Annotated in this window: 12 protein-coding genes and 1 other RNA gene; 5 read left to right on the top strand and 8 right to left on the bottom strand. The window is 60.4% G+C overall.

Going from position 1 to position 20196, the window contains the following annotated elements; translation table 11 throughout:
• Positions 1-9: 9 nt before the first annotated feature.
• The gene (gene dnaX, locus CQ009_RS17970; protein WP_105707909.1) at positions 10-2112 is read right to left on the bottom strand and encodes a DNA polymerase III subunit gamma/tau; all 2103 of its coding nucleotides are present in this window, start codon (positions 2110-2112) and stop codon (positions 10-12) included.
• 83 nt (positions 2113-2195) lie between these two features.
• Here dnaX and CQ009_RS17965 point away from each other — a divergent pair, with 83 nt between their 5' ends.
• Positions 2196-3008, top strand: coding sequence for an ABC transporter substrate-binding protein (locus CQ009_RS17965; protein WP_105707907.1), 813 nt, complete (start codon positions 2196-2198; stop codon positions 3006-3008).
• 195 nt (positions 3009-3203) lie between these two features.
• On the opposite strand, the gene ffs is transcribed toward CQ009_RS17965, so the two are convergent.
• The 6 genes from ffs to CQ009_RS17935 all read right to left on the bottom strand — a co-directional run bounded on the left by ffs (position 3204) and on the right by CQ009_RS17935 (position 12545).
• An RNA gene (gene ffs, locus CQ009_RS17960) (signal recognition particle sRNA small type) lies at positions 3204-3300 on the bottom strand.
• Between the two features lie 148 nt (positions 3301-3448).
• Positions 3449-4612: a putative zinc-binding metallopeptidase gene (locus tag CQ009_RS17955; protein WP_105707905.1), complete on the bottom strand. Its 1164-nt coding sequence runs from the start codon at positions 4610-4612 to the stop codon at positions 3449-3451.
• A gap of 156 nt (positions 4613-4768) precedes the next feature.
• Complete coding sequence (gene ligA / locus CQ009_RS17950; protein WP_064391289.1) at positions 4769-7126, bottom strand: NAD-dependent DNA ligase LigA; 2358 nt, start codon at positions 7124-7126, stop codon at positions 4769-4771.
• Positions 7127-7271: 145 nt separating this feature from the next.
• On the bottom strand, positions 7272-8135 hold the full coding sequence (gene zipA / locus CQ009_RS17945) for a cell division protein ZipA (RefSeq protein ID WP_105707903.1): 864 nt from the start codon (positions 8133-8135) through the stop codon (positions 7272-7274).
• 259 nt (positions 8136-8394) lie between these two features.
• On the bottom strand, positions 8395-11883 hold the full coding sequence (smc, locus tag CQ009_RS17940) for a chromosome segregation protein SMC (RefSeq protein WP_105707901.1): 3489 nt from the start codon (positions 11881-11883) through the stop codon (positions 8395-8397).
• Positions 11884-11885: 2 nt separating this feature from the next.
• Positions 11886-12545: a GntR family transcriptional regulator gene (locus CQ009_RS17935; RefSeq protein ID WP_038365421.1), complete on the bottom strand. Its 660-nt coding sequence runs from the start codon at positions 12543-12545 to the stop codon at positions 11886-11888.
• A gap of 268 nt (positions 12546-12813) precedes the next feature.
• Between CQ009_RS17935 and xdhA the strand changes: the two genes are divergently transcribed.
• The 4 genes from xdhA to guaD all read left to right on the top strand — a co-directional run bounded on the left by xdhA (position 12814) and on the right by guaD (position 18952).
• Positions 12814-14268: a xanthine dehydrogenase small subunit gene (gene xdhA, locus CQ009_RS17930; RefSeq protein WP_105707899.1), complete on the top strand. Its 1455-nt coding sequence runs from the start codon at positions 12814-12816 to the stop codon at positions 14266-14268.
• A complete protein-coding gene (gene xdhB, locus CQ009_RS17925; RefSeq protein ID WP_064391285.1) occupies positions 14261-16660 on the top strand; it encodes a xanthine dehydrogenase molybdopterin binding subunit in 2400 nt (799 codons plus the stop codon). The genes xdhA and xdhB overlap by 8 nt, the downstream gene beginning before the upstream one ends.
• 116 nt (positions 16661-16776) lie before the next feature.
• Positions 16777-17634: a xanthine dehydrogenase accessory protein XdhC gene (xdhC, locus tag CQ009_RS17920; protein WP_105707897.1), complete on the top strand. Its 858-nt coding sequence runs from the start codon at positions 16777-16779 to the stop codon at positions 17632-17634.
• A 13-nt stretch (positions 17635-17647) separates the two neighbouring features.
• Complete coding sequence (gene guaD / locus CQ009_RS17915) at positions 17648-18952, top strand: guanine deaminase (RefSeq protein ID WP_105707895.1); 1305 nt, start codon at positions 17648-17650, stop codon at positions 18950-18952.
• A gap of 294 nt (positions 18953-19246) precedes the next feature.
• Here guaD and CQ009_RS17910 read toward each other — a convergent pair whose 3' ends face one another.
• Positions 19247-20011 carry a GntR family transcriptional regulator gene (locus CQ009_RS17910; protein ID WP_105707893.1) on the bottom strand — a complete coding sequence of 255 codons (765 nt, stop codon included), beginning with the start codon at positions 20009-20011 and terminating at the stop codon, positions 19247-19249.
• Between the last annotated feature and the right edge of the window lie 185 nt (positions 20012-20196).

Here is a 20196-nt window from a genome sequence, read left to right as displayed (position 1 = left end):
CTTCAGTTATTAGCCTTGGGCGACCAAGGCATCGACAGGTTCAATAGTATCGTGTCGCACGACGGCACCGAACTGCTGCACCATCTGCTGGATGAACGGATCACCATGGATCGATTCCTCCGCCTCACGCTGACGGTTGGCACGGCGACGGGACGCGGCCTGAGCCGGGGTTTCCTGCTCGGGCTTGATCAGCTCGATGGTCAGGGTCAACGTGCGACCGTGGAACTGGTTCAACGCATCGTTTAGACGACGCTGTTGCGTGGCGTTGAACAGTGCGCTGTGCGCCGGGTCGAGGTGCATCAGCCAATGGTCGCCATCGACGCCGATCAACGTGCAATTGGCGGCGATGCTGCCGGTCATGCCGGAGATCGGCAATTTCGGGAACAGCTCCAGCCATTGCAATGCCAGACCAGTGGCCGGTGCCGCAGCCGGTTCTGGCTCGGGCTCCGGGGCTGGCTCGGCAGCGTGTTCACTGGCCAGTTCGTCGAGGTAGCTGTAAGCCGAATCCATGTCCGGTTCGATGTAGTCCTCGTCGAGCGGCGGCTCGTCGTCCAGGTCCATGCCTGGTGTAGCGGCATCGACGTCGGCGACCGAAGGCTCGGGAATCGGTGCTGCAGCCCATTCTGGAGCCTGCGGAACGACGCTGTCCGGGGTCGGCAACGGCATCGGCGGCAACTCGGGTTGCTCGGCGGCGGTTTCCAGCACCGGTTCGACGGCAGGTTGCTGCGCGGGTTCGGGCTCTGGCTCTGTCTCGGGCTCTACCGGGTCATTCCACGGCAGGTCGACGACGGCTTCGGCAACGACAGGCGCGGGCTCAGGTTCTGGCGCGGCAACAGGAGCAACCGGCGCGGGCTCGGGAGCCGGTGCAGATGCTGGTACCGCCACGGGTGCCGGAGCTGGAGCCGGCGCAACAGCCGCGGCGACTACCGGCGCAGGCTTAGGCGCGGCAGCCACTGAGTTTGCGGAATCAACTGTGGCCTGGCTGATCCCCACTGGCTTTAGCGGTTGCCTCGGCGCGTCCGCCGTATCAGCGGGCCGGAAGGCCAGCATCCGCAGCAGGACCATTTCGAAGCCACCGCGCGGGTCCGGCGCCAGCGGCAAATCGCGGCGACCGATCAGGCCCATCTGGTAATAGAACTGCACGTCTTCGGCTGGCAAGGCCTGCGCCAGTGCCAACACGCGATCGCGGTCGCCATGGCCGTTGTCGACACCTTCCGGCAGCGCCTGAGCGATCGCCACACGGTGCAGCACGTTGAGAATTTCCGAGAGCACGCCGTTCCAGTCCGGGCCTTGTTCGGCCAGGTGACGCACGCCTTCGAGTAGCGCTTTGGCGTCCCCCTCGATCAACGAATGCAGGACATCATAGACCTGACCATGATCCAGCGTGCCGAGCATCGCCCGTACGTCGGTAGCGAGCACCTTGCCTTCACCGAAGGCGATCGCCTGATCGGTCAGGCTCATGGCATCCCGCATCGAACCGTCAGCGGCGCGACCGAGCAGCCACAGTGCATCGTCTTCGAACGGCACGTTTTCAGCCGTGAGAACGTGGGTCAAATGCTCGACCACGCGCTCCGGCGTCATGTTCTTCAGCGAGAACTGCAGGCAGCGCGACAAAATCGTTGCCGGAAGTTTCTGCGGATCAGTGGTCGCGAGGATGAACTTGACGTACGGCGGCGGCTCTTCAAGGGTTTTCAGCAGCGCATTGAAGGAATGGCTGGAAAGCATGTGCACTTCGTCGATCAGATAGACCTTGAAGCGCCCACGGCTCGGCGCGTACTGCACGTTGTCGAGCAGCTCGCGGGTGTCTTCGACCTTGGTGCGGCTCGCGGCGTCGATCTCGATCAGGTCGACGAAACGACCTTCATCGATTTCACGACACACCGAACACTCGCCGCACGGGCTGGAAGTGATACCTGTCTCACAGTTCAGGCATTTGGCAATGATCCGCGCAATCGTGGTTTTACCCACCCCGCGCGTACCGGTGAACAGGTACGCGTGGTGCAGCCGCTGGCTGTCCAAGGCATTGATCAGAGCCTTGAGCACATGGGTCTGGCCGACCATTTCGCGGAACGAGCGCGGACGCCATTTACGTGCAAGAACCTGATAACTCATCGAAAACCGTCGCAGCGAAGGAAGCAGAAGCGGCTAATGCTAGCGGAGCAAGGGCAAAATTGCATCCGGTGTCCTCGTCTAATATGGCTAAGCTGCATCAGCAGAGGCTTTTATCGGCTCAGGAGCGGGAATTACCGGAGCGTTTATGCGGTGGGCTGTGGGGGGCGTTGCTGGGAATCAGCCTGAATGTGACGGCAGCGGAAACCCCGTTGCGCTTCGCCATGCCCGACAGCTGGGCCATGCCGATGGTGCAATACGAACGCGGCCGCCCGACCCAGGGCATTCTCTATGATCTGATGCTCAGCCTGGCCACGCAGGTCGGCGTACCGGCCGAGTTTCACGTCCTGCCCCGCGCCCGCGTGCAGACGTCTATGGAGCACGGCGAGATTGATGTGCGCTGCTATGCCGCGCAGTCGTGGCTGCCGAATCAGTCGGGGGATTACATCTGGAGTCTGCCGTTGTTCTTCCAGCGCGATCTGTTGATCAGCCGCAAGGATCAACCCGCCAGCGCCGACCCTGCGCATTTGCCCCGCCAATCCATCGGCACCGTTCTCGGCTACACCTACCCGACCCTGCAACCGTTGTTTGATGCTGATCGACTGCAGCGCGAAGATGCGCGCAACCAAGAACAGGTGCTGGAGAAGCTGATGGCCGGGCGTTATCGCTATGCGGTGAGCAATCAGTGGACGCTGGACTGGTTTAACCAGCGCTTGATGCCGGAGCAGCAACTGCAAGGGGTAGCGGTGTTGCAGGAGCAGAAGGTCGGTTGTTATGTGCGCAATGATCCGAAGGTACCGGTGCAACGGATATTGCGCACGTTGTTGCGGATGAAAATGTCGGGGGAGATTGATGAGATTATCCGGCTCTATACCGGATCCTCTGAAGGCACCCCATAACCCCTGTAGGAGTGAGCCTGCTCGCGATGGCGTCCTGTCTCCCAAAATGAACTGACTGACACACCGCCATCGCGAGCAGGCTCACTCCTACAAGGAATTTGTGCCGACCTGACAAATCGCAGACACAAAAAAACCGCAGTGGGCGAAACCCATGCAGTTCTGGTTGAAGCGTTCGATTGTTCGTTAAGGTGGTAACCCCACCAGCCACACCCCGGCACACAATGTTCCCGCTGTGGCTGCTGCCTTCCGGCTCTGACCAGGTTCACGGGTAATCGTTGCGGGGGGACCGATGGGGTCACCATAACGACGCTTGCCTGTCGGCGAGCCGCGCCATTGTACCTATCTGAGACGAAGTTACAACCGTTGGTTGTAGATTAAAAATATGAATCGCTTCAAGGACATAAAGATCGTCCGATCGCGGCCCGAGCCTTCGGCAGCTCCTACAGGGCCAGAACCTCGTCCGCCCGGCCGCCCGCCTGCTGGATCACCAGATGAATGAAGTGCAGCTTGGCAATCGCCGCCGCTGGCAGCACGAACGGGTAGAAATCCGGCTGGCCCATGCTGCGCGACAATTCGTTGAGCATGCCGGCCAGTTCGATCCACGCGTTGACGAATGAGAGGAACGCCGCGCCGCCGGGATGTTCCGGGTCATACAGCGTGCTGGGCGGAAACGGCTGGTAGTCGAAATCCATTTCCCGCGCGCTCATGCCGAAGCCCAATGCGGTGTCCACGGCGTCCATCATGTGCAGGTAGTGCGCCCAGGTTTCCGCCCAGTCTTCCCACGGGTGCATGGTTGCGTAGGCGCTGACATATTGTTGCGGCCAGTCGAGTGGCGCGCCTTGTTGATAATGGCGATCCAGCGCCTCGGCGTAACTGACGCGCTCGTCGCCGAATAGATCTCGGAATGAACCGAGCCAGGGGCCGTTGGCGATCAGGCGATCCCAGTAGTAATGGCCAACCTCATGACGAAAATGCCCGAGCAGTGTGCGGTAGGGTTCATGCATCGCCGCCCTCACCTGCTCACGGTGGGCATCGTCGGCTTCTTTGATGTCGAGGGTGATCAGGCCGTTGGCGTGGCCGGTCATCGGCGCATTGCCTTCAAGGTCGACGCCGATGAAATCGAAGGCCAGCCCGGTGTCTTCATCGACGGTTTTCGGGATGACCTGCAAGCCGAGGGTGATCAGTTGCGCGACCAGTCGCCGCTTGGCGATTTCGACTTTGCGCCAGCGTTCGGGATTGTCCGGGTCGGACAGGTCGGGGATGGTGCGATTGAGACTGCAGGCGACGCACAGGCTGTCGTGATCGTTGGCCGGCAGCAGCCAGTTGCACGCAGCAGCGGTGTCGAGGTTGGCGCAACGGCGGAACAATCCCGAGTCGGGATCGGCGTCGAGCGTCCAGGTGCCCTCGTACGGTCCCGGCTGCAGAGAGGTCAGGCGACTTTCTTCAGGTTGATAGCCGAGCAAGGCATTGCAAGCCAGGCACTGGCTGTTACGAAAGAACAGCGACTGACCGCAGCGGCACGGCCAGACTTTGCTGTTGCGTGAGGATTCGCCCATGAACGGCGCGATGATGCGGGAACTGAGCTGCTCGAAAAAGCGGTGCATGGCGATCTCTCCCTGGGGCTTGCCAAGACTAGATCATTCTTGCGGGTTGATCGTTCCAACGCTCTGCGTGGGAATGCATCCAGTGACGCTCTGCGTCACAACGGACGCGGAGCGTCCGGGGGCGGCATTCCCACGCGGGAGCGTGGGAACGATCACTCAGGCGGAGATACCGTGGGTTTTGAGGAAGGCGATGAAGGTTTCTTCGTCCATCACCTTCACACCCAGCTCATTGGCCTTGGTCAGTTTGGAGCCAGCGCCGGGCCCTGCGACCACACAATGGGTCTTCGCCGACACCGAACCTGCGACTTTCGCCCCCAGGCTTTCCAGATGCTCCTTGGCCACATCACGGCTCATCAGCTCAACCTTGCCGGTCAGCACCCAAGTCTCCCCGGAAAGCGGCAAGCCCTCGACGACTTTCTTCTCGCTCTGCCAATGCATGCCGAAATCACGCAACTGCTTCTCGGAGGCCTCGGCCAGTTGCCGGTTCTCAGGCAAGGCAAAAAACTCGCGAACAGAATTGGCCTGTTTTTCCGGCAACGCCTGACGCATATCCAGCCAATCGGCGTTCATCACCGCTTCCAGCGAACCAAACTTGTCCGCCAGTTTCTGCGCGCCACCAGGGCCGACCGAAGGAATGTGCAACTTGTCGAGGAAACCACCCAGCGTGGTGCTGGCGGCAAACTCGGCGCCCAACTCGCCCTGATCCTGAATCTGCAAACCATGACCGAGCAACTCGGTAATCACCTGCTGGTTATGCGCATCTTCGAAGAAACTGTGAATCTCATGCGCCACCTCCAGACCAACGTCCGGCAGGTAGGTCAGCACTTGCGGCAGCGCCTGCTGCACACGCTCCAGTGAACCCAGCGAGCGTGCCAGCACCTTGGCGGTCTCTTCGCCGACATCAGGAATGCCCAGCGCATAAATGAACCGTGCCAGTCCAGGCTTCTTGCTGTCCTCGATGGCCGCCAACAGCTTGTTGCTCGATACCTCGGCAAAACCTTCGAGGTCGACGATGTCGTCGAATTTCAGCGCATACAGATCGGCCGGCGAACTGACCAGACCTTCATCGACCAATTGCTCGACACTTTTGTCGCCAAGGCCTTCAATGTCCATCGCCCGACGCGAGACGAAGTGGATGATCGCCTGCTTCAACTGCGCACCGCAGGCCAGACGCCCGACGCAACGATACACCGCGCCTTCACTGACGGTTTCCTTGCCCTTGCTGCGCTTGATCAGTTGCGTGCGCTCGACGTGGGAGCCACACACCGGGCAGCTCTCGGGAATCTGCACCGCGCGCGCGTTTTCCGGACGCCGATCCATGACCACTTGTACGACTTGCGGAATCACATCACCGGCACGGCGGATGATCACGGTGTCGCCAATCATCAAGCCCAGACGCGCGACTTCATCCATGTTGTGCAACGTGGCGTTGGCCACAGTGACACCGGCAACCTTGACCGGCTTCAGTCGTGCGACTGGCGTGACAGCACCCGTGCGGCCGACCTGGAATTCGACGTCGAGCAACTCGGTGAGCTCTTCCATCGCCGGGAATTTGTGCGCGATTGCCCAACGCGGCTCACGGGCGCGGAAGCCCAGTTCGCGCTGATCGGCAATGCTGTTGACCTTGAACACCACGCCGTCGATTTCATAGGCCAGATCATTACGTCGCGCGCCGATATCGCGGTAGTAATCCAGGCACTCGTCGATGCCTTTGGCCAATTTCAATTCGTGGCTGATCGGCATGCCCCACTGCTGCAACTGCTTGAGGTTGCCGATGTGGGTGTCGGAAATATCGTGGGAAACCTGACCGATGCCGTAGCAGCAGAATTCCAGCGGACGGTTGGCGGTGATCTTCGAATCGAGCTGACGCAAGCTGCCGGCCGCGGCGTTGCGCGGGTTGGCGAAAGTCTTGCCGCCGACTTCCAGTTGCGAGGCGTTGAGACGCTCGAAACCGGCCTTGGACATGAACACTTCACCGCGCACTTCCAGCGTCGCCGGCCAGCCTTCGCCGTGCAGCTTCAGCGGAATATTGCGCACGGTGCGCACGTTGACGCTGATGTCTTCGCCCGTGGTGCCGTCGCCGCGCGTGGCGCCGCGTACCAATACGCCATCCTGATACAGCAGGCTGACCGCCAGGCCATCAAGTTTCGGTTCGCAGCTGTATTCCACTGCCGCGCCACCGCCGAACAGATCGCCCGCGGGGATATCCAGACCTTCGGTGACGCGGCGATCGAACTCGCGCATGTCGCTTTCTTCGAAGGCGTTGCCGAGGCTGAGCATCGGCACTTCGTGGCGCACCTGGGTGAACGCGGTGAGTGCCACGCTGCCGACACGCTGGGTCGGCGAGTCGCTGCTGATCAGTTCCGGGTTGGCCGCTTCCAGCGCCTTGAGCTCGTGGAACAACCGGTCGTACTCGGCGTCCGGAATGCTCGGCTCGTCGAGAACGTGATAACGGTAGTTGTGCTGATCGAGTTCAGCGCGCAGCTCGAGAATGCGGTTTTTGGCGGCGGTCATGGGTGTTCTCTCATAAAGCAAAAGAGCAGCCGAGGCTGCTCCAGTTTCATCCTTAAAAGATCGCAGCCTCGTTGCACTCGTCAGCTCCTACAGGATCGCGATCCTTTGTAGGAGCTGCCGCAGGCTGCGATCTTTTGATCTGGCCTTAGCGCTTCTGGGTCAGGGCGCGACGTTCGAATTCGACGATGCGCTGACGGTAGTGCTCGATGGTCTGCGCGGTCAGAACACTGCGCTGGTCATCTTTCAGCTCGCCGTTCAGTTCCTGCGACAGCTTGCGGGCTGCGGCCACCATCACGTCGAAGGCCTGCTTCGGATGACGCGGACCTGGCAAGCCGAGGAAGAAGCTCACCGCCGGGGTGCTGAAATGGTCGATATCGTCCAGATCGAAGATGCCCGGCTTGACCGCGTTGGCCATGGAGAACAGCACTTCACCGTTGCCGGCCATGCTTTCGTGACGGTGGAAAATATCCATCTCGCCAAAACGCAGACCGCTTTCCAGGATGTTCTGCAACAGTGCCGGGCCTTTGAAGCCGGCAGCGTCACGGCAGATCACACTGATGACCAATACTTCTTCGGCTTGTGGCTGGTCTTTGTCGACCACCGCCGGCGAAGGCTTGGTGTCTTCAACGAAATCGTCGTCACGGCTGCTGAAGCTCGGGCCGTCGTCCAGATCCAGATCCAGATTCAAGTCGCCCTGCGCCGAACCCTTGCCGCCGCGCTTGCCACGTTTCGAGGCGGTTTCGCGAGGCTCGCGTGCTTCGCGGGCCGGCATGCTCACCGACGGCAAATCGTGTTCGTCCAGTTGCGGCTCTTTATGCGTATCCAGAACGCGGGCCGGGCCCAACAGCTCAGCGCTGGTGTCCTCGTCCGGCAGGTTGGACAGACTTCGGTCAAGACGGAATTTCAGTTTTCCCTTGCCGCCGCGCATACGGCGCCAGCCATCGAAAAGAATACCGGCTATCACAATGATGCCGATGACGATCAGCCACTCGCGCAGACCGATTTCCATGTAATCCCGTGCCTCTATAAAAAATGCTGAAAAATAAGGGGTTTACATTGTGCAAACCGCTTTAAAACGTGGCGCCAACTCTATGTTCTGACAGGCGTTTTGCCCACGTATACGAAAAATTGACATTAAACTAGCACGACCAAAGACAACTTTACACCGTCTGTCTCATTGGCTTGCACGAATATGTCGATTGGCCAGCAAGTCGAACCCGGTAAAAAAGTCCTACAGCCCTCAATTACCTTTCCGACACCACGCTGGCTCAGGCGTCCACCATCGCCATCGCCTCCTCGACATCCACGGCTACAAGTCGCGAACAACCCGGTTCATGCATCGTCACGCCCATCAACTGCTCGGCCATTTCCATGGCGATCTTGTTGTGGGTGATATAGATGAACTGCACGGTCTGCGACATCTCTTTGACCAAGCGTGCGTAGCGTCCAACGTTAGCGTCATCCAGTGGCGCGTCAACCTCATCGAGCATGCAGAACGGCGCCGGGTTCAACTTGAAGATGGCAAAAACCAGTGCCAGCGCGGTCAGGGCTTTTTCCCCGCCGGAGAGCAAATGGATGGTGCTGTTCTTCTTCCCTGGCGGCTGCGCCATGATCGTTACCCCTGTATCGAGTAGATCTTCGCCTGTCAGTTCCAAATACGCCCGTCCACCACCGAAAACTTTTGGAAAAAGTGCCTGTAAACCACCGTTGATCTGATCAAAGGTATCTTTGAAGCGATTACGGGTTTCCTTGTCGATCTTGCGGATGACGTTCTCGAGCGTCTCCAGCGCTTCGACCAGATCGGCGTCCTGAGCATCCAGATAACGTTTACGCTCGGATTGTTGCGTGTATTCGTCGATGGCCGCGAGGTTGATCGCGCCCAAGCGCTGAATCCGCGCATTGATGCGTTCGAGTTCTTCTTCGGCTTCGCGTTCACTGGCTTGCGCAGTTAATGTCGCGAGCACGCCGTTGAGATCGTAGCCGTCCTCGAGCAATTGATCCTGCAAAGCCTTGCGGCGCACGGTCAGGGCCTGCCATTCCATGCGTTGCTGTTCGAGCTGGCCGCGAATCAGCTGCGATTGCTGCTCGGCCTGGGTCCGGCGTTTTTCTGCATCGCGCAATTCGCGGTCGGCATCTTCGAGAGCGATCTGCGCAGTCTTGAGTTCTTCGTCGACGGTCATGCGTTTGTCGAGCAGCTCTTCGAGTTTCAGGCGCAGCTCTTCCAGCGGTGCCTCGCCCTCCTCCAGGTTCAGACTCAACTGTTCGCGCTTTTCGGTCAGGCGTTCGGCCTGCATTTCCAGACGTTCGAGGGCCTGACGCGTGGAGTCATGTTGCGCGCGCAACGAGCCAAGACGCACGGCCAATTGATGCGCGTGATCCTTGTGCTGGCGCGCTTCCTGACGCACGCGATCGAGGCGCTCACGCAGGCTGTCACGCTGGGCCAGCAGCAACTCGCGCTGCTCGGTGTCGAGCGCCATGGCATCCAGCGCTTCCTGCAATTGCATGCGCGCTTCGCCGACCTGTTCGTGCTCAAGCTCGCGTTGTTCGCCGAGCTCGACCAGCTCTTCATCGAGACGGGTACGGCGCAATGTCAGCTGCTCGGCCTTGGCTTTACCGGCGGACAGTTGCGCTTTCAACTCGCCCTGCTGACGCGCTTCGTCTTGCAGCAAACGACGCAAATGCTCGCGGCCGTTTTCCTGCTGACGCTGTTGCGCGCGCAGGGTTTGCAGACGGGTTTCCATGGCCTCGACCGTGGCTTCTTTCTCTTCGCGCTCGAGGTGCAGCGCTTCGATTTCCTGGCCCCGGGCGAGCATGCCGCTTTCCGCTTCACTGGCCCGGCGCACACGTAAAAAGTGCCGACCGACCCAGTAACCGTCGCGGCTGATCAGGCTCTCGCCGACGCTCAATTGCCCGCGCAAGGCCAACGCCTGCTCAAGGCTGTCGACCGGTTTGACCTGACCGAGCCACGGCGACAGATCGATCTGCGCATCAACCTTGTCGAGCAAGCTACCCGCGACGCGCACGCCATCGCTGGCCGGGCTGAGCAGGCGCAAATCACCTTGGGTGAAACCGGACAAATCGAAACCGCTGAAATCGTCGACCAGCACCGCTTGCAGGTCAGCGCCGAGCACGGTTTCCACCGCCAGTTCCCAACCGGCCTCGACCTTCAAGCCTTCGGCCAGGCGCGGACGCTCGGCGAGATTGTGCTCCTTCAGCCATTCGGCGGTGCCGGTGCCCGGGTCGAGCGCGGCTTGCTGCAAGGCTTCGAGGGATGCGAGGCGACCATTGAGGCGCTGCAAATCGCCCTGCGCCTGTTGCTGCGAAGTCAGTGCTTGCTGCAATTCTTGCCGCAGTTGTTCAAGCTTTTCGACCTGCGCTTCTTCACTGGTCTGCAAATCTTCGAGGGTCGCTTCGGACTCGGCGAGCTGCTCGTTGAGCTGCATGATCGCCGCGTCTTCCGGATCAGCCGAGAGCAACGCGCGCTCTTCGCCGAGACGTTTTTGCCGATCAGCCAGACGCTCCATGCTGGTTTCCAGCTGCTGGATGCGCGACTGCTGCACTTCGGCCTGACGACGCGGTTCGGCGGCAGTCAGGTTGAAGGCGTCCCACTGTTCCTGCCAGCCGTGCATGACCGATTCGGAATCTTCCAGCGCAGCGGCGGCTTCTTCGGCGGCAGCGCTGGTGACTTCCTGCTCGGGGGTGAGCATGTCCAGCTCTTCGCCGAGGGTCAGCAGCAAGGTGCGGTCGTGGCCCAGATGGGATTCAGTTTCCAGACGCGCGCGCTCGGCTTCTTTCAGATCGTCCTGCAACTGACGCAGACGTTGCTGGCCATGCTGGATGCTCTGCTCGACCCGGGCGATATCACCACCGACCGAATAGAAGCGCCCCTGCACCAGATTGAAGCGCTCGGACAGGTCATGGTGACCGTCGCGCAGGCGCTCAATCGCCGCATCGGCATTACGCTGCTCGGCAACCAAGGCTTCGAAACTGATTTCCTGAGTGCCGATGATCGACTCGCGCTGGCCGACCTGATCATTCAGATCCTGCCAGCGCAACGCCGACAGTTGCGCCTTGAGCTGACGCTCTTCGGCTTTGAATTCCTGATACTTCTTCGCTGCTTCGGCCTGGCGGTGCAGGCGTTCGAGTTGCCGCTCCAGCTCTTCGCGCAAGTCAGTCAGACGCGCGAGGTTTTCGTGGGTGCGGCGGATGCGGTTTTCGGTCTCGCGGCGGCGCTCTTTATATTTCGAGATACCGGCGGCTTCTTCGATGAAGTTGCGCAGGTCTTCCGGCTTGGATTCGATCAGCTTGGAGATCATCCCCTGCTCGATGATCGAATAGCTGCGCGGACCGAGACCGGTGCCGAGGAAGATGTCGGTGATGTCGCGACGCCGGCATTTGGTGCCGTTGAGGTAATAGGTGGTCTGGCTGTCGCGGGTGACTTTACGGCGGATGGAAATCTCGGCGTAGGCCGCGTACTCGCCGAGCAGCGTGCCGTCGGAGTTGTCGAAGACCAGCTCGATGCTGGCCTGACTCACCGGTTTGCGGCTGGTCGAGCCATTGAAGATGACGTCGGTCATCGACTCGCCACGCAGGTTCTTCGCCGAACTTTCGCCCATCACCCAGCGGACGGCGTCGATGATGTTCGACTTGCCGCAACCGTTCGGCCCGACGACCGCCGCCATGTTACTGGGGAAGTTCACCGTGGTCGGGTCGACAAAGGATTTGAATCCCGCCAGTTTGATGCACTTGAGCCGCACGCTTAGGCGACCGTCAGCGCGGAAACCACCAGATCGCAGCTGCGCTGGGCGTAAGCCGTCAGCACGATGCGGATCTGCGGTAAATCACGGGCGAGCACGGCGGCCAGCAGGCGTTCGAACAGTTCGAGGAACTCGCTCATTGAGGCCTTGCGCTGTTCGAGGGCAAGGAAGTACGCGCGGCTCATCGCCGGCTGCAGGTTCTCGACCGTTTCTTGCAGGTACGGATTGTTGGCGAACGGATAGGCGGCGCGCATCACGCTGAAGCTGTCGTCGACAAAGCTGCGGATGTCCTGACGCTCGTAGCTGGCGGTCAGGCGCTGCTGGATCTGCACGAACGGCGCCATGTCCGACTGCACTTGCCAGCCATTGGCCACCGAGTTGCCGAGCAGGATGTACAGCTCGCTCATCAGCGTGCACAGGCTCTGCACCTTGTGCGGCGTCAGTTCGGTGACGTGCGCGCCACGGCGCGGCAGGATCGCGATCAGGTGACGGCGTTCGAGGATCAGCAAGGCTTCGCGGACCGAGCCGCGGCTGACATTCAGTGCCAGCGTGACCTTCTGTTCCTGGATGCGCTCTCCCGGCTTCATTTCGCCACGAATGATGCGTTCGGCGAGGTGGTGAGCGATTTGCTCGGCGAGGCTGTCCGGCGCCTTGAACGTCATGGTTGTCCTTCAAACTCTATCGATCTGCACAAGCGGCGCAGTGTAGCGCAAATGCACGGTCATGGCGGAGTGCCCACTCAGCGGTTTTTGGCACGATTCCCGCAAAAAAGCGGGGTGACCAATGAGGGTCAATACTGAATAGACACGTTGCTGATCGACGAAATGCACTTTCCTGACCTTTAAGTCAGAAAACCATTGACCGAAAAGTCAGACCTGCTAAATTCGGCTCAAGTCGGTTAACAACAATAATGAGTCTGCGAGGCCTTCCGTGATCCAGTTTTTACTTAACCAGGAACTCCGTAGCGAGCACGCCCTGGACCCGAATCTGACTGTGCTCAACTACCTGCGTGAACACGTTGGTAAATCGGGCACCAAAGAAGGTTGCGCCAGCGGTGACTGCGGCGCCTGCACCGTGGTGGTCGGCGAGTTGCAAACGGATGATGATGGCCGCGAACACATTCGCTATCGCAGCCTCAATTCGTGCCTGACCTTTGTTTCCTCGCTGCACGGCAAACAACTGATCAGCGTCGAGGACCTCAAACACCAAGGCGAACTGCACAGCGTGCAGAAAGCCATGGTCGAGTGCCATGGCTCGCAGTGCGGTTTCTGCACCCCCGGTTTCGTCATGTCGCTGTTCGCCCTGCAAAAGAACAGTGATGCACCGGATCAGGCCAAGGCCCACGAAGCGCTGGCCGGCAACCTCTGCCGCTGCACCGGCTACCGCCCTATTCTGGCCGCTGCCGAGCAATCCTGCTGCGGCAAGCAACCGGATCAGTTCGACGCCCGCGAAGCGGACACCATCGCGCGCCTCAAAGCCATTGCCCCGACCGATATCGGCGAGCTGAACAGCGGCGACAAACGCTGCCTGGTGCCGCTGACCGTTGCTGATCTGGCCGACCTCTACGACGCTTATCCACAAGCGCGCCTGCTCGCCGGCGGTACCGATCTGGCACTGGAAGTTACCCAGTTCCACCGCACCCTGCCGGTGATGATCTACGTCGGCAACGTCGCAGAAATGAAGCGCATCGACACCTTCACTGACCGCATCGAAATCGGCGCTGCCACCGCCCTCTCCGACTGCTACGAAGCGTTGAATGCCGAGTACCCGGATTTCGGCGAACTGCTGCACCGCTTCGCCTCCCTGCAAATCCGCAACCAAGGCACCCTCGGCGGCAACATCGGCAACGCCTCGCCGATCGGTGACTCGCCACCGCTGCTGATCGCCCTCGGCGCGCAGGTGGTGCTGTGCAAAGGCGAAACCCGTCGCACCTTGAACCTCGACGATTACTTCATCGACTACAAAGTCACTGCCCGTCAGGAAAGTGAATTCATCGAGAAGATCATCGTGCCGCGCGCCACGGCTGAACAGTTGTTCCGCGCCTACAAAGTCTCCAAGCGTCTGGACGATGACATCTCTGCCGTCTGCGCCGCGTTCAACCTGCGCGTCGAAAACGGCGTGATCACCTCTGCGCGCATGGCCTTCGGCGGCATGGCCGCGATCCCGAAACGTGCGGCACATTGTGAAGCCATGCTGGTGGGTCAGCCCTTCAACAGCGCCGTGGTCGAACGTGCCTGCGCCGCGCTGGCCGAAGATTTCACGCCGCTCTCGGACTTCCGTGCCAGCAAGGAATACCGCCTGCTCAGCGCGCAGAACCTGCTGCGCAAATACTTCATCGAACTGCAAACACCGCACATCGAGACTCGGGTGACCGCTTATGTCTAACCATCACGGCGTAGAGAAAACTCAAGCTGAACTGGCTGAACTGTTCGCCAAGGACCTGACCTCGGGTGTCGGCCGCAGCGTCAAGCACGACAGCGCTGCCAAGCACGTGTCCGGCGAAGCGCAGTACATCGATGATCGCCTGGAATTTCCGAATCAGTTGCACCTGTATGCACGCATGTCGGACCGCGCCCACGCGAAAATCATCAGCATCGACACCTCGCCGTGCTACGCCTTCGAAGGCGTGCGCATCGCCATCACCCACGAAGACGTGCCGGGCCTGAAAGACATCGGCCCGCTGATGCCAGGCGACCCGCTGCTGGCCATCGATGACGTGCAATTCGTCGGTCAACCGGTGCTCGCCGTCGCTGCGAAAGATCTGGAAACCGCGCGCAAAGCGGCGATGGCCGCGATCATCGAATACGAAGATCTCGAACCCGTGCTGGACGTGGTCGAAGCCCTGCGCAAACGCCATTTCGTGCTCGACAGCCACACCCACCAGCGCGGCGATTCGGTCTCCGCACTGGCGACGGCTGAACACCGCATTCAAGGCACGCTGCACATCGGCGGTCAGGAGCACTTCTATCTGGAGACCCAGATCTCCTCGGTGATGCCGACTGAAGACGGCGGCATGATCGTCTACTGCTCGACGCAGAACCCGACCGAAGTGCAGAAACTGGTCGCCGAAGTGCTCGACGTGTCGATGAACAAAATCGTCGTCGACATGCGCCGCATGGGCGGTGGTTTCGGCGGCAAGGAAACTCAGGCCGCCAGCCCGGCGTGCCTGTGCGCGGTGGTGGCGCACCTCACCGGCCAGCCGACGAAGATGCGCCTGCCGCGCGTCGAAGACATGCTGATGACCGGCAAGCGTCACCCGTTCTACGTGGAGTACGACGTCGGCTTCGACAGCACCGGGCGCCTGCACGGGATCAACATGGACCTGGCCGGCAACTGCGGCTGCTCGCCGGACTTGTCCGCCTCCATCGTTGACCGCGCGATGTTCCACTCGGACAACTCGTATTACCTGGGCGACGCGACCATCAACGGTCACCGCTGCAAGACCAACACCGCGTCGAACACCGCTTACCGTGGTTTCGGTGGCCCGCAAGGCATGGTCGCTATCGAAGAAGTGATGGACGCGATTGCCCGTCACCTGCAACTCGATCCGCTCGCGGTGCGCAAGGCCAACTACTACGGCAAGACCGAGCGCAACGTCACCCATTACTACCAGACCGTCGAGCACAACATGCTCGAAGAAATGACCGCCGAACTGGAAGAAAGCAGCCAGTACCACGAGCGTCGCGAAGCGATCCGTCGCTACAACGCCAACAGCCCGATCCTGAAAAAAGGCCTGGCGCTGACCCCGGTGAAATTCGGTATTTCCTTCACCGCGAGTTTCTTGAACCAGGCCGGTGCGCTGATCCACATCTACACCGACGGCAGCATCCACCTGAACCATGGCGGCACCGAAATGGGCCAGGGCCTGAACACCAAAGTCGCGCAGGTCGTGGCCGAAGTGTTCCAGGTCGAAATCGACCGCGTGCAGATCACTGCGACCAACACCGACAAGGTGCCGAACACCTCGCCAACGGCGGCGTCCAGCGGTGCTGACCTGAACGGTAAAGCGGCGCAGAACGCGGCGGAAATCATCAAGAAACGTCTGATCGAATTCGCTGCGCGGCACTACAAAGTCACTGAAGAAGACGTTGAATTCCACAACGGCCACGTGCGGGTTCGCGACCACATCCTGACCTTTGAAGCGCTGATCCAGCAGGCGTATTTCAATCAGGTGTCGCTGTCGAGCACCGGCTTCTACAAGACCCCGAAAATCTACTACGACCGCAGCCAGGCGCGTGGCCGTCCGTTCTACTACTTCGCCTTCGGCGCGGCGTGCTGCGAAGTCATCGTCGACACCCTGACCGGTGAGTACAAAATGCTGCGGACCGACATTCTTCACGACGTCGGCGCCTCGCTGAACCCGTCCATCGACATCGGTCAGGTTGAGGGTGGTTTCATTCAGGGCATGGGCTGGCTGACCATGGAAGAGCTGGTCTGGAACAACAAAGGCAAGCTGATGACCAACGGCCCGGCCAGCTACAAGATCCCGGCGGTGGCGGACATGCCGCTGGACCTGCGGGTGAAACTGGTGGAAAACCGCAAGAACCCCGAAGACACGGTGTTCCATTCCAAGGCTGTCGGTGAACCGCCGTTCATGCTCGGGATTGCCTCGTGGTGTGCGATCAAGGATGCGGTGGCGAGCCTCGGTGATTACAAGCACCAGCCGCAGATTGATGCGCCGGCGACGCCGGAGCGGGTGTTGTGGGGTTGCGAGCAGATGCGGCAGTTGAAGGCGGTGAAAGCCGTCGAAGCTGAAACCGAGTTGGCTCCGCTCTAGAACCGAGGCGCGGCTATCGCGAGCAGGCTCACTCCTACAGGGGAACGCATTCCAAATGTGGGAGCGAGCCTGCTCGCGAAGAGGCCCGAACAGACAACGAAGATGTCGAGGTGAACATGTACAACTGGATCGACGCCCTCGCCGACCTGCAGAACCAGGGCGAACCCTGTGTGCTGGTGACGATCATCGAAGAACTCGGCTCGACGCCACGCAACGCCGGCTCGAAAATGGTCATCAGCGCTAACCAGAGCTTCGACACCATCGGTGGCGGGCATCTGGAATACAAAGCCATGCAGATCGCCCGCGAGATGCTCGCCAGCGGCAAGCAGGACACCCACTTGGAGCGCTTCAGTCTCGGCGCCAGCCTTGGCCAGTGCTGCGGCGGCGCCACCGTGTTGCTGTTTGAACCGATGGGCCAGGTGCAGGCGCAAATTGCCGTGTTCGGTGCCGGTCACGTCGGTCGCGCTTTGGTGCCATTGCTCGCCAGCCTGCCCTGCCGGGTGCGCTGGATCGATTCGCGCGATGCCGAATTCCCCGAACAGATCCCTCACGGCGTGCGTAAAATCGTCGCCGAAGAGCCTGTGGATGAAATCGATGACCTGCCCCCCGGCAGTTATTGCATCGTCATGACCCACAACCATCAGCTCGACCTTGAACTCACTGCTGCGATCCTCAAGCGCAACGACTTCGCCTACTTCGGCCTGATCGGTTCGAAGACCAAACGCGTGAAGTTCGAACACCGTTTGCGTGATCGCGGTTTCGACAGCAGCGTCGTGCAACGCATGCGCTGCCCGATGGGCATCGGCGAAGTCAAAGGCAAACTGCCTGTGGAAATCGCCATCTCCATCGCCGGCGAAATCATCGCCACCTACAACGCCAACTTCGGCCAGCAGACTGCCAGCGCCGAACCGATTGCCAAACTGCTGCCGGTTTCGCGGCGCAGTCAGGCCGCCAAACTCAAAGCCTCAAACTGATTAGAGAACCCTCATGCCTCTGACTCGCAAAGCCTACCGCGCCGCCATCCTGCACAGCATCGCCGACCCCGCCGAAGTCGGGATCGAAGCCTCCTACGAATATTTCGAGGATGGCCTGCTGGTGGTCGATGGCGGCAAGATCAGCGCCCTCGGCCACGCCAGCGACCTGCTGCCGACCCTGCCGGCGGACATCGAAATCGAGCATTACCAAGACGCGTTGATCACCCCGGGCTTCATCGACACGCACATTCACTTTCCGCAAACCGGCATGGTCGGTGCTTACGGCGAGCAACTGCTCGACTGGCTGAACACCTACACCTTCCCGTGCGAAAGCCAGTTCGGCGACAAGGCTCACGCCGACGAAGTCGCTGACATTTTCGTCAAGGAACTGCTGCGCAACGGCACCACCACCGCGCTGGTGTTTGGCAGCGTGCACCCGCAGTCGGTGAACTCGTTCTTTGAAAAAGCCGAGCAGCTCGACCTGCGCATGATCGCCGGCAAGGTGATGATGGATCGCAACGCACCGGATTATCTGACCGATACCGCTGAATCCAGCTACGTCGAGAGCAAGGCGCTGATCGAGCGCTGGCATGGCAAGGGTCGTTTGCACTATGCAGTCACTCCGCGCTTCGCGCCGACAAGTACCCCGGAACAACTGACCCTCGCCGGGCAATTGCTGACCGAGTATCCGGATCTGTACATGCAGACCCACATCAGCGAGAACCTCAAGGAAATCGAGTGGGTCAAGGAGCTGTTCCCGGAGCGCAAGGGCTACCTCGACGTTTACGACCACTACAATCTGCTCGGCGAGCGCTCGGTGTTCGCCCACGGCGTGCACCTGTGCGACGACGAATGCGCACGACTGGCGGAAACCGGTTCGGCGATTTCATTTTGCCCGACCTCGAACTTCTTCCTCGGCAGCGGCTTGTTCAACTTGCCGATGGCCGAGAAGCACAAGCTGAACGTCGGCCTGGGCACTGACGTTGGCGGCGGCACCAGTTTCTCGCTGCTGCAGACGCTGAACGAAGCGTACAAAGTGATGCAATTGCAAGGTGCGCGACTGAGCCCGTTCAAGTCGCTGTATCTGGCGACCTTGGGTGGTGCGCGGGCGCTGCGTCTGGAAGACAAGATCGGCAACCTGCAACCGGGTTCCGACGCCGACTTCCTGGTGCTGGATTACAACGCCACGCCGCTGCTGAGCTATCGCCTGAAACAGGCCAACAATATTGCCGAGTCGTTGTTTGTGTTGATGACGCTGGGCGATGACCGCACGGTGCAGCAAACGTATGCGGCGGGGGCATTGGTGCATCAGCGCTAAGCTTTCCCCGCCCCATGATCGTTCCCACGCTCTGCGTGGGAATGCAGCCTGTGACGCTCCGCGTCACTGGACGCGGAGCGTCCCAAGAGGCATTCCCACGCGGAGCATGGGAACGATCAACCAGGCACAAAAAATCCCCCGGAGGTGTTCACCCCGGGGGATTTTTATTGCCTGTCAGATTGCTATCGCTGGCAAGCCAGCTCCCACAGGATTTGTGCTGTAACGCAAATCGGGTGAACCCCACAAAACCCTGTGGGAGCTGGCTTGCCAGCGATTGGAGCAGCTCGGTCTAACTTAGAGCTTGGCCGCCGGGCGCCCAGGTTTCTTGGTCTGCAACAAATGCGAGAACACCGCATGCAGATCATCCGACGCGCCTTCCTCGTCGAGGTTGAGCTTGCTGTCGATGTGATCCATGTGATGCATCATCAGATTCACCGCCAACTCGCCGTCGCGCTTCTCGATCGCGTCGATCAACTGCGTGTGTTCGTCATACGAGCAGTGCGAGCGGTTGCCGCTTTCGTATTGGGCAATGATCAGCGAGGTCTGCGAAACCAGGCTGCGCTGGAAACTCACCAGCGGCGCGTTTTTCGCCGCTTCGGCCAGTTTCAGGTGGAATTCGCCCGACAGACGAATGCCGGCGCCACGATCGCCGCGAGAGAAACTGTCGCGTTCGTCGTTGACCATCTGGCGCAGTTCAGCGATCTGCTCGGCGGTGGCGTGCAGCACGGCCAGTTCAGTGATCGCGCGCTCGACCAGACGACGGGCCATGAACACCTGACGCGCTTCTTCAACGCTCGGGCTGGCGACGACAGCGCCACGGTTGGGCCGCAACAGCACCACGCCTTCATGGGCCAGACGCGACAGCGCGCGGCGAATGATGGTGCGGCTGACCCCGAAGATTTCCCCCAGCGCTTCTTCGCTCAATTTTGTGCCGGGCGCCAGACGCTGTTCGAGGATGGCCTCGAAGATATGCGCGTAGACAATATCGTCCTGGGTTCCGCTGCGGCCGGCTTTGCCTGCTCGCGGTTGTTTCTTGAGGGGTTGCAACTGTTCGTTCATGGGCACTCGAGTCGGGAGAACTGCGGCGAATAGACCGTGACTGTAATACGGCACAGTAGGTCGCTGGCAAGTATCGCGTAAAAAACAGCGCGATTGTACACAATGAAAGGTGGCAACACGACTGTACGGCAATTTGTGACTTTGGCTGTATTGCAACGATCCGTTACGAATGAGTTTAGGCTTGA

The sequence above is a fragment of the Pseudomonas sp. MYb2 genome (genome assembly GCF_002979955.1).
In the GTDB taxonomy this organism is placed as follows: Bacteria; Pseudomonadota; Gammaproteobacteria; order Pseudomonadales; family Pseudomonadaceae; genus Aquipseudomonas.
The sequence above is the reverse complement of the archived record's forward strand: the minus strand, read 5'-3'. Positions and strand labels throughout refer to the sequence as shown.

Bases quoted from the DNA above. Each gene is read 5' to 3' on its own strand.
- CQ009_RS17955 (WP_105707905.1), bottom strand. From the start codon at position 4,612: ATGCACCGCTTTTTCGAGCAGCTCAGTTCCCGCATCATCGCGCCGTTC.
- CQ009_RS17910 (WP_105707893.1), bottom strand. From the start codon at position 20,011: ATGAACGAACAGTTGCAACCCCTCAAGAAACAACCGCGAGCAGGCAAA.
- CQ009_RS17965 (WP_105707907.1), top strand. From the start codon at position 2,196: ATGGCTAAGCTGCATCAGCAGAGGCTTTTATCGGCTCAGGAGCGGGAA.
- CQ009_RS17935 (WP_038365421.1), bottom strand. From the start codon at position 12,545: ATGACGTTCAAGGCGCCGGACAGCCTCGCCGAGCAAATCGCTCACCAC.
- ligA (WP_064391289.1), bottom strand. From the start codon at position 7,126: ATGACCGCCGCCAAAAACCGCATTCTCGAGCTGCGCGCTGAACTCGAT.
- xdhB (WP_064391285.1), top strand. From the start codon at position 14,261: ATGTCTAACCATCACGGCGTAGAGAAAACTCAAGCTGAACTGGCTGAA.
- xdhC (WP_105707897.1), top strand. From the start codon at position 16,777: ATGTACAACTGGATCGACGCCCTCGCCGACCTGCAGAACCAGGGCGAA.
- dnaX (WP_105707909.1), bottom strand. From the start codon at position 2,112: ATGAGTTATCAGGTTCTTGCACGTAAATGGCGTCCGCGCTCGTTCCGC.
- zipA (WP_105707903.1), bottom strand. From the start codon at position 8,135: ATGGAAATCGGTCTGCGCGAGTGGCTGATCGTCATCGGCATCATTGTG.
- guaD (WP_105707895.1), top strand. From the start codon at position 17,648: ATGCCTCTGACTCGCAAAGCCTACCGCGCCGCCATCCTGCACAGCATC.